Raw genomic sequence first — 14,501 nt, 5'->3', positions numbered from 1 at the left:
ATTTCGGGCGTACTCGACGGCGTGGCGCGGGCGCGGTTCAGTCCGCGGCGGGCGCCAGCAGCCGTGCGCGGCGGTCGGCGGCGGGGCGCACCGCGGGCGCGGCCAGGAACGACGCCACAAGCAGCACCAGGATCAGGTACAGCGCGTTCAGCAGGCCGAACTCCTTGCCCAGGAATCCGATCAGCGGCGGCCCGACCAGGAAGGCGCAGTAGCCGATGATCGCCACCGCCGACACGCGCGCGGCCGGGTTCTCGGTTCCTTCCGCGGCCGCCGACATCCCGAGCGGGAAGCCCAGCGAGACGCCGAAGCCCCACAGCACCGTGCCGATCACGGCCACCCACAGCGGGCCGCCGAGGATGAAGAGCAGGAGCCCGGCGACGCCCATCGCGGCGGTCACGCGGATCGCGGCGACGCGTCCGACCCGGTCGACGATCGGTCCGCCGAGCACGCGGCCCAGGGTCATCGCGGCGACGAAGAACCCGAACACGAGTGCGCCCGTGGGGTTCGACTGGCCGTGGCCGTCGACCGTGGCCAGCGCGATCCAGTCGTTCGCCGAGCCCTCGCCGAACGCCATGCCGAGCATGACCACGCCGATGAGGATGAGGCGCCAGTCCGTCCACACGGCCAGGGATGAGCGGAGGCGCTGACCGAACGGGACGCGCGGTTTCTCGGCCGACTCGTCGCCGAGCTCGGCCTCCCGCGGGATGAAACGGATCGCGACCAGCGCCACCACGACGAGCACGACGGCGACGAAGGAGAGGTGCCACACGACGCCGATGCGGAGGGCCGCGGCGGCGGCGCCCATCCCGGCGCCGAGCACCGTGCCCAGGCTGAAGAAGGCGTGCATGAGCGGCATCAGCGTCTTGCCGATCTCGCGCTCCACGGCGGTGCCCTCGACGTTCATCATCACGTCGACCATCCCGTTGCCGAAGCCGAGCAGGATGAGGCCGACCGCCACCAGCGGCACCGCGTGGAAGACCGTGGAGCCGAAGCCGACCGCCAGCGTGCCGATCGCGACGATCACCAGAGCCCCGACCATGCCCTTGTGCGGGCCGAAGCGCACCAGCACAAGGGAGGAAACGGACAGTCCGACGATCGCGCCCACCGACATCCCGAGGATGAGCAGGCCGACCGACGACGGGTCGCGGCCGAGGGCGAGGTCGTCGCGGACGCCCGGGATGCGGGCCACCCACGTCGCCATGGCGAGCCCGCTGAGGATGAAGATCACGAAGACCGCGTTGCGCCAGGCGCGCAGTTCGCGGCTGCTGCGGGTCGTCGTCGGGGTCGGCTGTGACATCGGCTGTCCTGGAGAGCGGGGCCGCGTGCGGCCTGCGGGTGCTGGTGGGGAGCGGATTTCGCCACTCGAATCGTTTCGATCGAAACGATTCGACTAAGCTACCACACGTGAACGACAGCAGCACACCCCTCGCGGGCGCCCGGCCGACGCTGGCCGCCGTCGCCCGCCTGGCCGGCGTCTCCAACTCCACCGCCTCCCTCGCGTTCTCGGGCTCCGGCCCGGTCTCGGACGCCACGCGCGAGCGCGTCCTGGACGCGGCGAAGCAGCTCGACTACGCCGGCCCCGACCCGCGCGCCCGCTCGCTGCGCCGCGGCCGGTCGGGCATCGTCGGCGTCGTGATGGAGGAGCGGGTCGGCGACGCCTTCCGCGACCCGATCAAGATCGCCCTGCTCGACGGCATCTCCGACGAGATCGCCGCCGTCGACGCCGGCCTGCTCATCCTCACCGACGCGGGGGAGACCGCTCAGCGCATCGAGGACGCCCCGATGGATGCCGTAGTCCTGGTCGGCTGCAGCCCGCGCCTCGACGAGTCGGTGGCGATGCTGCGCCGGCGCGGCATCCCGCTCGTCGCCATCGAGGGCGACCCGGCTCACGACGTCCCCTCCATCGGGCAGGACAATCGGGAGGCCACCCGCCTCGCCGCCCAGCACCTCCACGACCTCGGCCACCGGGGTGTCGCGGTCGTCGCGCTCCCCCTCACCCGCGACCGAGCGCGCGGACCGCTGACGCCCGCCGTCGTGAGCGGCAGCAGCTCCACCACCGCCGCCGAGCGCCTGGCCGGCGCCCGGGACGTCTTCCCCGACGCGGGCGGCTGGACGACCCGCGGCTCGTTCGTGGAGGAGGGCCGCATCGCCGGCGCCGCCCTCCTGTCCGATGCGGACCGCCGTCCCACCGCGATCATCGCGCAGAGCGACCTACTCGCCGCCGGAGTGATCCGGGCCGCGGAGGAGCTCGGGCTGGAGGTGCCAGGCGATGTCAGCGTGGTCGGGTTCGACGGCGTGCGCGTGGACGGCCTGTGGCCGTACGACCTGACGACGCTGGTGCAGCCCGCGGTCGAGAAGGGGCGCGCCGCTGGGCGGGCCATCGTGGAGATGCTGGAGGGGCACCCGCCGCGCCCGATGTCGTTCACGAGCGAGTTCCACCGCGGCAACACGACGGCGGAGCCGCGCGGCTAGTCGGCACCGCAGGGCGGTCTCCCGTTGGCCACACCTCCTCCGTTCCCCGCGTCACCGCGGCGTGTTGGGTCGCACCTCCTCCGTTCCCCACGTTTCCCCGGCGCGTCGTCGCCGATGTCCTCCTCGGCCGACCACCACCCCGCGCCCGCATAGGGTGGTCCCCATGGACCTCGAAGCCCTCTACCGCGACCTGCACGCCCACCCCGAGCTCTCGTTCCAGGAGCACCGCACCGCCGGCATCGTCGCCGAGCAGCTGTCCGCCCTCGGCCTGGAGGTGCACACCGGCATCGGCCGCACCGGCGTCGCCGGCGTGCTCCGCAACGGCGACGGACCGACCGTGCTGCTGCGTGCCGACATGGACGCGCTGCCCGTCCGCGAGGAGACCGGCCTCCCCTGGGCGTCCACCCAGACCGCGCCGGGTGACGACGGCAACCCGGTCCCGGTCATGCACGCGTGCGGCCATGACATCCACATCACCTGCCTGCTCGGCGCAGTCGAGCGTCTCGCCGGGTCCACCGACGACTGGTCGGGGACGCTCGTGGCCGTGTTCCAGCCTGCGGAGGAGCACGGCGGCGGCGCGGACGTGATGGTCCAGGACGGCCTCTACGCGAAGGTCCCCGCGCCGGACATCGTGCTCGGCCAGCACGTCACCCCGTTCCCCGCCGGCATGGTGGGCGCGCATCCCGGCGCCGCGATGGCCGCCGTCGACGCCTTCGAGGTGACGCTGCGCGGTCGTGGAGGCCACGGCTCGCGCCCGGAGACCACCATCGACCCGGTGGTGATGGCGGCCTCCGCGGTCATGCGCCTGCAGACCGTCGTGTCGCGCGAGATCGCCCCGCAGGACACCGCCGTCGTCACCGTCGGCACCCTCCACGCCGGCACCAAGAACAACATCATCGCGCCGTCGGCGACGCTCGGGATCAGCGTCCGCAGCTTCGACGAGACGGTCCGCACGCGGGTCCTGGAGGGCGTCGACCGCATTCTCCGCGCCGAGCTGCAGGCCAGCGGCTCCCCGCACGAGCCGGTCACGGAGTGGGGCGAGCGCTACCCCGTCACGGTGAACGATCTGGAGGCCACGGCCCGCGTGAACGCGGCGTTCGCGTCCGAGTTCGGGGCGGAGGCCGTGCTCGAGCCGGGCGCGCTGTCCGGCAGCGAGGACGTCGGCAACCTGGCGACCGCGGCGGGCGTCCCGCTCGTCTACTGGCTGCTCGGCGGGGGCGACCCGGAGACGGTCCGCGCGGCGATTGCGGCGGGCACCGTCGACACCGACATCCCGTCGAACCACTCGCCCTTCTTCGCCCCGGTGCCGCAGCCGACGATCGACGTGGGCGTGCGCGCGCTGGTCGTGGCGGCGCGGGAGTGGCTGGCCTGAGGCGTAACGCCGCCGCTACCGCTCCGCGCCCGGGCGCATCCACGCCCGCCCGCGAGCCCGCAGCCCGAGCGTGACGGCCCGCGCCCCCAGGTATCCGAACGCGAAGGCCGCGGTCAGCGCCGCCAGGCCGCCGACGCCGTGGGACCCCCACGCGACGACCGCGAGCGCCAGCGGCACGAACACCGCGACGTTCAGCACCCCCGTCAACGCCAGATAGCGCGCGTCCCCCGCCCCGATCAGCACCCCGTCGAGCACGAACACGTACCCGCCCAGCGGCGCGCTCACCCCGATGATGGCGAGCGTCGCCGGCAGCAGCGCCGCCACCGACGGGCTGCTCGTGAACAGTCCAGCGGCGACCGGGCTGAGCGCGACCGTCGCCGCCCCCAGGACCACTCCGGCGCCGAGCCCCCACTGGACGCACCGGCGCAGCACCTGGCGGACATCGCCGAGCTCCCCGGCGCCGAGTCCCTTGCCCACCAGTGCCTGCGCTGCGATCGCGAGCGCGTCCAGGGCGAACGCGAGCGTCGCGAACACCGTCATCGTCACCTGGAACGCCGCCAACTCGTCCGGCCCCAGCCGCGTCGCGCAGAACACGGCCAGCAGCATCGCCGCGCGCAGGCTCGCCGTGCGCAGGAACAGCCATCCACCCGCCCGCGCGGTCCGGCCGATCCCGGCGTGGTGCGGGAGCAGTGGGGACCCGACCCGGCGCGCGTGGCGGACGACGATGACCGCGTACACCACGACCATCGCCCACTGCGCGACGACGGTCCCGAGCGCGGAGCCGGCGATCCCGAGGCCGGCCAGGTAGATGAAGCAGAAGTTGAGCACGATGTTCGCCCCGAACCCCGCCACGGCCACCGCCAGCGGGGTGCGCGTGTCCTGGAGGCCGCGCAGCAGCCCCGTCATCGCGAACACCAGCAGCATGGCCGGGAGCCCGAGCATCGAGATCATGAGGTAGCTCTCCGCCTGGAAGGTGACCTCCCCGGACGCCCCGAACAGTCCCACCAGCAGAGGGGAGGCCGCCCATCCGGCCGCCGCGAGCACGATCCCGAGCGCCAGCGCCAGCCAGCTCCCGTCCACACCGGCGGCGACCGCCCCGCGCTCGTCGCCGGCGCCGAGCCTGCGAGCGACGGCGGGAGTGGTCGAGTACGCCAGGAACACCATCAGCCCCACGATGGTCTGCAGAACCGCGCTCGCGATCCCGAGCCCTGCGAGCGGCGCGACCCCGAGGTGCCCAACCATCGCCGAGTCGGCCAGCAGGAAGAGCGGCTCGGCCACGAGCGCGCCGAGCGCGGGCACGGCGAGTCGCAGGATCTCGCGGTCGAGCGGGCGGCGGGGGAGGACGTTCACGGCGTGGGCAACGCTACCGCGCGGGACTGACAGTGCCCGTTACCATCGCCTGATGCGCCTCACCATCCTCGGCACGGCATCGCACTACCCCACACCGGCGACGCCCTGCTCTGGCTACCTCCTCGAGCACGGCGCTGCCGTCTGGATCGACGCCGGACCGGGGACGCTCACCGAGCTGCAACGTCACCGCTCGCCCGCGAGCTTGGACGCCGTCTGGGTCTCCCACGCGCACGCCGACCACACGGCCGACCTGCTTCCGCTCTTCTACGCGCTCGCGTTCGGCGACCTCCCGGCGCGCCCACCGCTCCCTGTGCTCGGGCCGCCCGATCTGCGGTCCAGGCTCGTCGGGTTCCTCGGCGCCCGCGCCGCCGGCGACCTCGATCGCGTCTTCGCGTTCGAGTCTCTCGCCGATCCACGGGGCCGGCGCGTGGGCGACCTCGATCTCGCTTGGGAGGCCGTCGAGCACGACGTCCCCGCCTGGGCGCTCCGGGCGCGGGCCGGGGGCGCCTCCCTCCTCTTCACCGGTGATGCCGCGCCGTCCCCCGGCCTGACCGCGTTCGCGGACGGGAGCGACCTGGTGCTCGCCGAGGCGGGCGCGGACCGGCCGGACGGCAGCCACCTGACCCCGGAGGATGCCGGCGCCCTCGCCGCGGACGCGCGCGCCGGGCGCCTCCTGCTCACGCATCTCGCCCTCGGCCTGCACCCCACCGAGGCGGTCGAGCGTGCCTCCACACGCTTCGGCGGCCCCGTTGCGGCCGCGCGTCCCGGCGATGTCGTGTCGGTCGGGCCGGTGTCGGTGGCTGTTCCTACAGTGGAGGGATGAGCCACCTGATGCCGGAACTGCTGTCCACCTGGTCTTGGCGGCTCGAGCGGGTCCGCAACGGGCGCACCGTGCTCACCAAGGGTCAGGCGGCGTCCGCGCGTACCGACCTGCTCCACGACCGGTCGGCGCATCCGGCCGATTACGCGGGGTACGAGGACGAGTACCGCGCCGCCGTGGACGCGCTGGGCGTGCTCGCACAGCAGGCCAACCGCAGCGACGACCTCCTGGCGGTGCTCCGGTCCGAGCGCCGCACGCAGGACGCCCCGGCGCGCGAACGCTACGCCACCGCGCCCGACAGTGCGGGAGCCCACCGCGCCTCCCTCGCCGCCGAGCACGATCGCGTCCCGGCGGGGCTCCCGGAGCCCCTCGATCAGTGGGTGCACCGGCTCATCCGCTTTCGGAGCGGCGCGAAGGTCATCGCCCCGATCGAGGCCGCGCGTGCCGAGATCCGGCTGCGCAACGAGGCCGACCTCAACCCGGGCGCCTACCGCAACGCTACGGCCGCGCCGTACTACGGGAGGGTGATGCGGGAGCTCGGCGAGATCGCGACGGCGCAGCGCCCGGGGGTGCATCTGTCGCGGCGCGGGCTCCACCGCGGCGTCGGCGACGACTCGTTCCTGTGAGGCTTGGGTCCGCACGGCGTCGTCGCGCGGCGCCGTGGCCGGTCGCTGCAGTCGCGCTGCTGATCGCCGTCGCTGCGGGAGGCTACGCCGCGGTGAACAACGCGGGAGGGCATGCCGCATCGACGGCGACCCCGTCCACCGCCGCGTCCTCCACGCTCACAGCCCCGCCCACCGGCCGCCAGGCGGCCGGCCTGCTCGACGCGGCCGGCGCACGCGCGGCGCTCGCGCAGCTCCCGGTGAAGGGCCGCTCCCCGGCGACCGGCTACGACCGCGTCGCGAGGTTCGGCGAAGCGTGGCTCGACGTCGACAAGAACGGCTGCGACACCCGGGACGACATCCTCGCCCGCGACCTCGCCGCCGTCACCCGCCGCGCGGACTGCGCGGTCCTGGCCGGCACCCTGAGCGACCCGTACACCGGCCGCAGCATCGCGTTCACCCGCGGAGTGCAGACGTCGGCGCTCGTCCAGATCGACCACGTCGTCGCACTGCTCGACGCGTGGCAGACGGGCGCGCAGGGTCTGAGTCAGGAGGCGCGCGTCCAGCTCGCGAACGATCCGCTCGAGCTGCTGGCGGTGGACGGGGCGACCAACCAGGCGAAAGGTGCGGGCGACGCCGCGACCTGGCTGCCGCCGAACCGCGGCTTCCGCTGCGAGTACGCGGCCCGTCAGGTCTCGGTGAAGGCGAAGTACGGGCTGTGGGTCACGGCCGCGGAGGGTGCGGCGCTGCGGGGGATTCTCACGCGCTGTTGAGCGCGGCGCAGGAGGACGTCCGGCCCGGTGATCGCGCACCGCTCACCCTCGCGCCGACCCTGTGGCCGGCGCTGATCGGCCGCTACGATCAACGCATGCAGCACCCAGAGCGCATGTTCCCGCACCGGTCCGGCCTCATTGCGGTGCGCCCATGACGCCGGCGGAGGCGGCCGGTCTGCTCGGCCTCCCGGAGAACGCGACCGAAGCCCAGATCACCGACGCGTACGCCGCCCGGGTCGCCACCATCCCGGACGGTGACGTCGCCGCAGTCGACGCGCTCGCGCGGGCTCGGGACGCCCTGCTCGCCGGGGTCCGCTGGCTGCCGCCGCAGACCGCAGGGGCGCCGCGGGAGTGGGGGACGCCCCAGGGAGGCACGACCCCGATCGGGCTCGGCCCGCAGCCGGGTGCGGCGGTGCCGTCGACGCCGAGCAGCGCCCCGCAGGGTGCCGTTCCGCCGCCGCCGAACGCGCAGTCGCCGGGATACCCGCAGCAACCCGGATACCCGCAGCAATCCGGATACCCGCAGCAACCCGGATACCCGCCCCAGCCTGCGTACCCGACTCACCAGGGCGCCCTCCCCCCGAGCGCCTTCCCGAGCGGCGCCACCCCTCCCCAGCAACCGCCCTACCCCGGCTACCCCCAGTCCTTCGCCTACCCCGCGACGCCGACCACCGCGCGCAAGCCGCTGTCCAACGGCGCCATCATCGGCATCGCCCTCGGCAGCACCGCCCTGCTCCTCGTCGTCCTGCTCGTCGCTGTCATCGCCCTCGCCGGCAGCGCCCAGCGCAGCATCGCGAGCTCCGCAGCGCAGCACGGCTCCGGGGCCGCCCCGTCCGCCGCCCCGCCGAGCGGCGACCCGTCGGCGGGGGATCAGAGCTACGTCATCGACGGTGTCACGATCCAGCCCGAGCAGGGGTGGACCTTCCTGCTGACCTCCCCGCGCGACTGCCCCGGCGCCGAGGTGATCGTCGGGTTCTCGGACACCGTGGACGGCGACTCGATGGACCAGCACACCGACACCGTGACGTTGAAGGCCGGAGTCCCGTACACGTACACGGTGCCGGACACGGCCTCCACGCGCGAGTACGCCGGCATCGACGACCTGCAGTGCACGCCGACCTGATGGGCGCCCACCCGACCCGTCGCGCGTAAGGATTGCGTTAATAGTTTTCACAAATTACTGAAGCGCGCGTAAACTCACGCGTATGACCACAGTGATTGAGGCCTCGGGCCTCGAGAAGCGATTCGGCCGGGTCCGCGCACTCGACGGGCTCGACCTCACCGTCGCCGAGGGTGAAGTCCACGGATTCCTGGGGCCGAACGGCGCCGGCAAGTCGACGACCATCCGTGTCCTCCTCGGCCTCGCGCGCTCCAATGGGGGTACCGCCCGCGTCTTCGGCAGCGACCCCTGGCGGGACGCCGTCGCCCTCCACCGCCGCCTCGCCTACGTCCCCGGCGACGTCAGCCTCTGGCCCAACCTGTCCGGCGGCGAGGCCATCGACCTGCTCGCACGGCTGCGCGGGGGCACCGCCGACAAGGCCGCCTACGCCGAGCGCAAGAAGCGCCTGATCGACGTCTTCCAGCTCGACCCGACCAAGAAGGGCCGCACCTACTCCAAGGGCAACCGGCAGAAGGTCGCGCTCGTCGCCGCCTTCGCCACCCCGGCCGACCTCTACATCCTCGACGAGCCGACCAGCGGCCTCGATCCGCTGATGGAGGCCACCTTCAACGCCGAGATCGCCCGGATCTCCCGGGACGGCGCGACCGTGCTCCTGTCCAGCCACATCCTGTCGGAGGTCGAGCAGCTCTGCGACCGGGTCACCATCATCCGCGAGGGCAAGACCGTCGAGTCCGGCACCCTGGACGAGCTGCGGCACCTGACCCGCACCGAGATCTCGTTCGCGGTCGACGGGACGACGGACGAGCAGCTCGCCCGCATCCCGGACGCCCACGACCTGCGCACCGACAACGGCCGCGTGAAGTTCACCGCCGACAGCGACCGCCTCGGTCCCGTCCTCGCGGCGCTCGCCGACCTGAACGCGAAGAGCCTGACCGTCGCGCCGCCGTCGCTGGAGGAGCTCTTCCTGCGCCACTACGGCGACGAGCTCGCCAACGTCGCCGAGCTGGAGGCGGAGGCGAAGGGGCGATGAGCACCACGACCACCGACCGCCCGGCGACGCGCGCCGGGCACACCGCCGTCCCCGAACGCGGACGCGGCGCGACCCTCGCCGTCCTGCTCCGCCAGCGCCTGCGGCGGGACCGCTGGCAGCTGCTCATCTGGATCCTCAGCATCGCGTTCCTGGCGCTGTTCTCGGCCGCGAGCATCGACTCGACGTACGGTTCGGCGACGGGCCGTGCGGAACTGGTCCACCTCGCCATCGCGAACCCGACCGTCCTCGTCCTCCGCGGTCTCCCGCAGGGGACCGGTCTGGGGGCGGTCACCTTCTTCGAGATCTACACCTTCCTCGCCCTGCTCGCGGGCCTGATGAACACGTTCCTCGCCGTGCGGCACTCGCGCGCGGAGGAGGAGTCCGGCCGCGCGGAGCTCGTCGGCTCGACCCCCGCGGCGCGGCTCACCCCGACGGTCGCGACGGTCATCCACGGCGTGCTCGCGAACATCGTGCTCGCGCTCGCCACCGCGCTCGGCTTCCTGGCCTCCGGCCTCCCCGCGTACGGCTCGCTGATCGCGGGCGCCGCGGTCGGCGGGGCGGGCATCGCCTTCCTGGCGGTCGGCCTCCTGCTCGCCCAGGTGATGAGCACCTCGCGCGGCGCGAACGGCTACGCCTCCGCCGTCGTCGTGCTGGCCTGGGTGCTCCGCGGCATCGGCGACGCGATCGGCACGGTCACGGGCTCCGGCACGACGATGGTCTCCGGCTGGCCGACCTGGCTCAGCCCGATCGGGTGGGGCGAGCAGTTCTCGCCGTACGTCCGCAACGACTGGACGCCGCTGCTGCTCCAGCTCGGCTTCGCTGTGGTGCTCATCGCGGCGGTGTTCGGCCTCCAGGCCGTCCGCGACTCTGGCGCCGGGATCGTCCCCGAGCGCGCCGGTCGTCGGGACGCCCTCCCGATGCTGAACGGTCCGTTCGGACTCGCGTGGCGGCTCCAGTGGCCGACCGTCCTCGGCTGGACGATCGGCGGCCTCCTCACCGGCGTGCTCGCGGGCGCGCTCGGCAGCGTGGTCAGCACCTCCATCGCGAACGACCCCAGCCTGGCGAACATCCGGGACGCCGTCGCCCACCTGGGCGCGGGCGGCTCCGGCCCGATGACGGCGCTCTTCCTCTCCGCGATCATGTCGATCGTGGGCGTGCTCGCCGCGGCGTGCGCGGTGCAGGCGGTCATCCGGCTGCGCCAGGAGGAGGTCGGCGGCTCGGCCGAGGTGATGATGGCGACCCCGGTCTCCCGGGTGCGCTGGCTGCTCGACTTCGTGCTGGTCGGTCTGATCGCGATCGTGCTCGTGCTGCTGGCGGCGGCGCTCGCCGCGGGCCTGTCGGCGACGGCGGCCGGCGAGAAGGCGTCGAGCTTCAACGATGCGTTCGCCGCCGCGGCCGCCCAGTTCCCGGTGGCGCTCGTCTACCTCGGCGTGCTGACGCTGGTGTTCGTGGTCGTGCCGAGCTGGACCGTTCCGGTCGGCTGGGCCGCCCTCGGCGCGGGTGCGTTCATCGGGATCTTCGGCGCCCTGATCAAGCTCCCGGACTGGCTGCGCCACTTCTCCCCGTTCGCCGACGCCCCCGTGGTCGTCGGGAAAGTCGATTGGACCGGTGGATACTGGATGTTCGGCATCGCGGTGGTCGCGCTCGCCGCCGCCGCGGCGCTCATCCGCCGCCGGGACTTCGCGATCGGGTAGGGACGGGCATGGCCAGGGACGAACGGGCTCTGACGGAGATGATGGAGCACTCCGCGGCGGTGCTGATCGCCGCGGGGTTCCCGAAGATGCCCGCCCGGGTGCTGATGGCGCTCACCGTCACCGAATCGCCGGGCCTCACGGCGGCGCAGCTCGCCGAACGGCTGGACGTGAGCGCCGCGGCGATCTCCGGCGCGGTCCGGTACCTCCAGACCCTCGGGATCGTGCGGAGGCTGTCGCAGAACGGCAGCCGCCGCGACGTCTACCAGATGCCCGCCGACTGGTATGCCGTGATGATGCGCAACAGTCCGGTCTACGGCGTCTTGGCGGACCAGGCGGACGCCGGCCTCGCCGCGGTCGACGACCCGGACGACCCGGCGACGGAGCGGCTGCGCGACATGGCCGGCTTCTACCGCTTCATGCAGGACAGGCTGCCCGAGCTGCTGAACGAGTGGGAGCAGGTCCGGGCGTCGCGGGAGGCCTGAGAGCGGCGGCACGATCCGGCCGACAACGCGTCGATTTGCGCGTAAACAAATATCAAACTAGTGTCTGAAGTGCGCCCTTCGAGGGACGTCGCGCCGGCCTGGCTAGGGGGAGGCGGCGCGGCCGGTTGCCGAACGGTTTCCACGCCGGCCGACCCGGGTATTGCGCGGCGGATAAGGGGGCCTGCGCGAGTCCGGGCCACGGCCGGGCGGCTACGGGAGACCGTGCCGCACCGTGGATCCGTTCGGCGACCGGCGTGCCTCGCCTGCCGGTCGTGAACATCTGAAATGCTAATGATCGGACTCACCAAGGGGATCGACATGCGTTACACCACTCCGGCGCGGAAGGCACTGGTGGTCGCCGTGCTGCTCGCGATCAACGTGGTGCTCGCGGTGCTCTTCGACGCGCTCCACTCGGAGCCGGCCTCCATCGTCCTGACCGTGTTGCAGGTCGCCGGATGGTACCTCGTCACCCGGGTGTTCCGCGGACCGGGGGAGGCCGTGCGCGCGGCCCGCCCGTGGTGGCGGATGACGAACCGGCCGCTCCTGTCCGGGGTCTTCGGCGTCGGCTACGCCGTGCTCGCCCTGGTGAACATCGGCTTCTCGCTGGCCGGCTTCGGCAGTCTCTCCGGCACGGTCTCGATCGTCGCCGAGCTCGTCCTGGCCGCGCTCTTCTTGAACTCGTACGCGTGCCTCCGTCCGCGCCGGGCCGCGTCGGCGCAGACCCCCGCGCGCCCGCGGTCCCGCCCGCGCGTGCCCGGCGGCGCGCGCACCTGACAGGCGGGGCGCACGCGCCGTAGGCTGGGGCGCATGACGCTCTCCTCCGGCATCGCCACCGACGAACTCGACCCCACGATCCGCCCGCAGGACGACCTGTTCCGGCACGTGAACGGCACCTGGATCGCCCGCACGGAGATCCCGTCCGACAAGGCGCGCTGGGGCTCCTTCATGGAGCTCGCCGAGAAGTCGGAGGTCGCCGTCCGCGAGATCGTGGAGGCTGCACAGTCCGCTCCAGAGGGCACCGAGGAGCGCAAGTTCGGCGACCTCTACACGAGCTTCCTCGACGAGGAGCGCGTCGACGCGCTCGGCGTGAAGCCCATCCAGGGTCAGCTCGCCCTCGCCGACGACGTCGCCAGCATCCCCGAGTTCCTGAAGACCCTCGGCGAGTTGGAGCGGCACGGCGTCGGCGGCTTCTACCAGCTCTTCGTCGACAACGACCCGGGCGACCCCGGCCGCTACCTCGTGTTCGCCGAGCAGGCCGGCATCTCGCTGCCGGACGAGTCCTACTTCCGCGAGGAGCGGTTCGCCCCGATCCGGGAGGCCTTCGCCGCACATGTGCAGCGGATGTTCGAGCTGGCCGGCTTCCAGGACGCCCCGGAGCGCGCCCAGCGGGTCTACGACCTCGAGGTGGAGATCGCCGCCCAGCACTGGGACAACGTGACCTCCCGCGACTCCGAGAAGACCTACAACCTGTTCTCGTGGGCCGACGCCACCGCCCTGTTCGGCTCCGCCGGCCTGGACGACTGGGCCGCCGGCCTCGGCGCCCCGCAGGGTGCTCTGGCCGAGATCGTCCTGCGTCAGCCGTCCTTCACCTCCGGCGTCGCCGGCCTCCTAGTGGAGGAGAAGCTGCAGTCGTGGAAGGACTGGCTGGCCTGGCAGATCATCCACGACTCCGCTCCGTACCTCACGGGCGACTTCGTGGACGCCAACTTCGACTTCTACGGCCGCACCCTCACCGGCACGCCCGAGATGCGCGCCCGCTGGAAGCGCGGCGTCTCCCTCGTGGAGGGCGTGATGGGGGAGGCCGTCGGCCGCATCTACGTCGAGAAGCACTTCCCGCCGACGGCCAAGCAGGCGATGGACGCGCTGGTCGCCAACCTGATCGAGGCGTACCGGCAGAGCATCCAGAAGCTCGAGTGGATGGGCGAGGACACCCGCGAGCGCGCCCTCGACAAGCTCGGCAAGTTCACGCCCAAGATCGGCTACCCGGTGAAGTGGCGCGACTACTCCGCGCTCGTTATCGACCCGACCGACCTGGTCGGCAACGTGCGCGCCGCCGCGCTGTTCGAGTTCAACCGCGAGCTGAACAAGATCGGCAAGCCGATCGACCGCGACGAATGGTTCATGACCCCGCAGACGATCAACGCCTACTACAACCCCGGCTTCAACGAGATCGTCTTCCCGGCCGCCATCCTGCAGTACCCGTTCTTCGACGAGGGCCGCGACGCCGCCGCCAATTACGGCGCGATCGGCGCTGTGATCGGCCACGAGATCGGCCACGGCTTCGACGACCAGGGCTCCAAGTTCGACGGCGACGGCAAGCTCGACGACTGGTGGACCGCCGCCGACCGGGAGGCGTTCGAGAAGCGCACCGGCAGCCTCATCGCCCAGTACGACGCGCTCGCGCCGGCGCAGGTGCCCGACCACCACGTCAACGGCGCCCTCACGATCGGCGAGAACATCGGCGACCTGGGCGGCCTCGGCATCGCCTGGAAGGCCTACCTCCTGTCGCTCGGCGGCGAGGAGCCCCCGGTGGTGGACGGCCTCACCGGCGCGGAGCGCTTCTTCCTGTCGTGGGCGCAGGCCTGGCAGCAGAAGGGCCGCGACGAGGAGGTCATCCGCCTGCTGGCGATCGACCCGCACTCGCCGAACGAGTTCCGCTGCAACCAGATCGTCCGCAACATCGACGCCTTCTACGACACCTTCGGGGTCACCGACGGCGACGCGCTGTGGCTGGCTCCCGAGGAGCGCGTGACCATCTGGTGACGCGCGGCGGATTGCGCGAAAGG

General features: G+C 72.7%; 13 protein-coding genes. 11 read left to right on the top strand and 2 right to left on the bottom strand.

Features of this window, described 5'->3' with window-relative positions; genetic code table 11:
• Positions 1–37: 37 nt before the first annotated feature.
• A complete protein-coding gene (locus ABIA36_RS07385) occupies positions 38–1,297 on the bottom strand; it encodes an MFS transporter (protein WP_369961636.1) in 1,260 nt (419 codons plus the stop codon).
• Positions 1,298–1,404: 107 nt separating this feature from the next.
• On the opposite strand from ABIA36_RS07385, the gene ABIA36_RS07380 reads away from it, so the two are divergent.
• Positions 1,405–2,472 (top strand): LacI family DNA-binding transcriptional regulator, encoded by a 1,068-nt coding sequence (locus ABIA36_RS07380; protein WP_369961635.1) that lies wholly within the window; start codon positions 1,405–1,407, stop codon positions 2,470–2,472.
• A 163-nt stretch (positions 2,473–2,635) separates the two neighbouring features.
• Positions 2,636–3,844, top strand: a complete 1,209-nt coding sequence (locus ABIA36_RS07375; protein WP_369961634.1) for an amidohydrolase — start codon at positions 2,636–2,638, stop codon at positions 3,842–3,844.
• 15 nt (positions 3,845–3,859) lie between these two features.
• Here ABIA36_RS07375 and ABIA36_RS07370 read toward each other — a convergent pair whose 3' ends face one another.
• Complete coding sequence (locus tag ABIA36_RS07370) at positions 3,860–5,194, bottom strand: MATE family efflux transporter (protein ID WP_369961633.1); 1,335 nt, start codon at positions 5,192–5,194, stop codon at positions 3,860–3,862.
• Positions 5,195–5,246: 52 nt separating this feature from the next.
• Here ABIA36_RS07370 and ABIA36_RS07365 point away from each other — a divergent pair, with 52 nt between their 5' ends.
• The 9 genes from ABIA36_RS07365 to ABIA36_RS07325 all read left to right on the top strand — a co-directional run bounded on the left by ABIA36_RS07365 (position 5,247) and on the right by ABIA36_RS07325 (position 14,478).
• Positions 5,247–6,017, top strand: coding sequence for an MBL fold metallo-hydrolase (locus ABIA36_RS07365; RefSeq protein ID WP_369961632.1), 771 nt, complete (start codon positions 5,247–5,249; stop codon positions 6,015–6,017).
• Entirely contained in the window at positions 6,014–6,640 is a 627-nt protein-coding gene (locus tag ABIA36_RS07360; protein WP_369961631.1) for a hypothetical protein, read from the top strand. Before ABIA36_RS07365 ends, ABIA36_RS07360 begins: the two co-directional genes overlap by 4 nt.
• Positions 6,637–7,389 carry an HNH endonuclease family protein gene (locus ABIA36_RS07355; protein ID WP_369961630.1) on the top strand — a complete coding sequence of 251 codons (753 nt, stop codon included), beginning with the start codon at positions 6,637–6,639 and terminating at the stop codon, positions 7,387–7,389. Before ABIA36_RS07360 ends, ABIA36_RS07355 begins: the two co-directional genes overlap by 4 nt.
• Positions 7,390–7,540: 151 nt before the next feature.
• Positions 7,541–8,512, top strand: a complete 972-nt coding sequence (locus ABIA36_RS07350) for a hypothetical protein (RefSeq protein ID WP_369961628.1) — start codon at positions 7,541–7,543, stop codon at positions 8,510–8,512.
• Between the two features lie 82 nt (positions 8,513–8,594).
• Positions 8,595–9,539 carry an ATP-binding cassette domain-containing protein gene (locus tag ABIA36_RS07345; protein WP_369961626.1) on the top strand — a complete coding sequence of 315 codons (945 nt, stop codon included), beginning with the start codon at positions 8,595–8,597 and terminating at the stop codon, positions 9,537–9,539.
• Entirely contained in the window at positions 9,536–11,233 is a 1,698-nt protein-coding gene (locus tag ABIA36_RS07340) for an ABC transporter permease (protein ID WP_369961625.1), read from the top strand. The genes ABIA36_RS07345 and ABIA36_RS07340 overlap by 4 nt, the downstream gene beginning before the upstream one ends.
• Positions 11,234–11,241: 8 nt before the next feature.
• Entirely contained in the window at positions 11,242–11,715 is a 474-nt protein-coding gene (locus ABIA36_RS07335; RefSeq protein WP_369961624.1) for a GbsR/MarR family transcriptional regulator, read from the top strand.
• Positions 11,716–12,033: 318 nt separating this feature from the next.
• Positions 12,034–12,489, top strand: coding sequence for a hypothetical protein (locus ABIA36_RS07330; protein ID WP_369961623.1), 456 nt, complete (start codon positions 12,034–12,036; stop codon positions 12,487–12,489).
• Between the two features lie 33 nt (positions 12,490–12,522).
• The gene (locus ABIA36_RS07325) at positions 12,523–14,478 is read left to right on the top strand and encodes a M13 family metallopeptidase (RefSeq protein WP_369961622.1); all 1,956 of its coding nucleotides are present in this window, start codon (positions 12,523–12,525) and stop codon (positions 14,476–14,478) included.
• The last annotated feature ends 23 nt before the right edge of the window (positions 14,479–14,501 follow it).

Source organism: Leifsonia sp. EB34 (assembly GCF_041260585.1).
GTDB lineage: Bacteria > Actinomycetota > Actinomycetes > Actinomycetales > Microbacteriaceae > Leifsonia.
The sequence above is the reverse complement of the archived record's forward strand: the minus strand, read 5'-3'. Positions and strand labels throughout refer to the sequence as shown.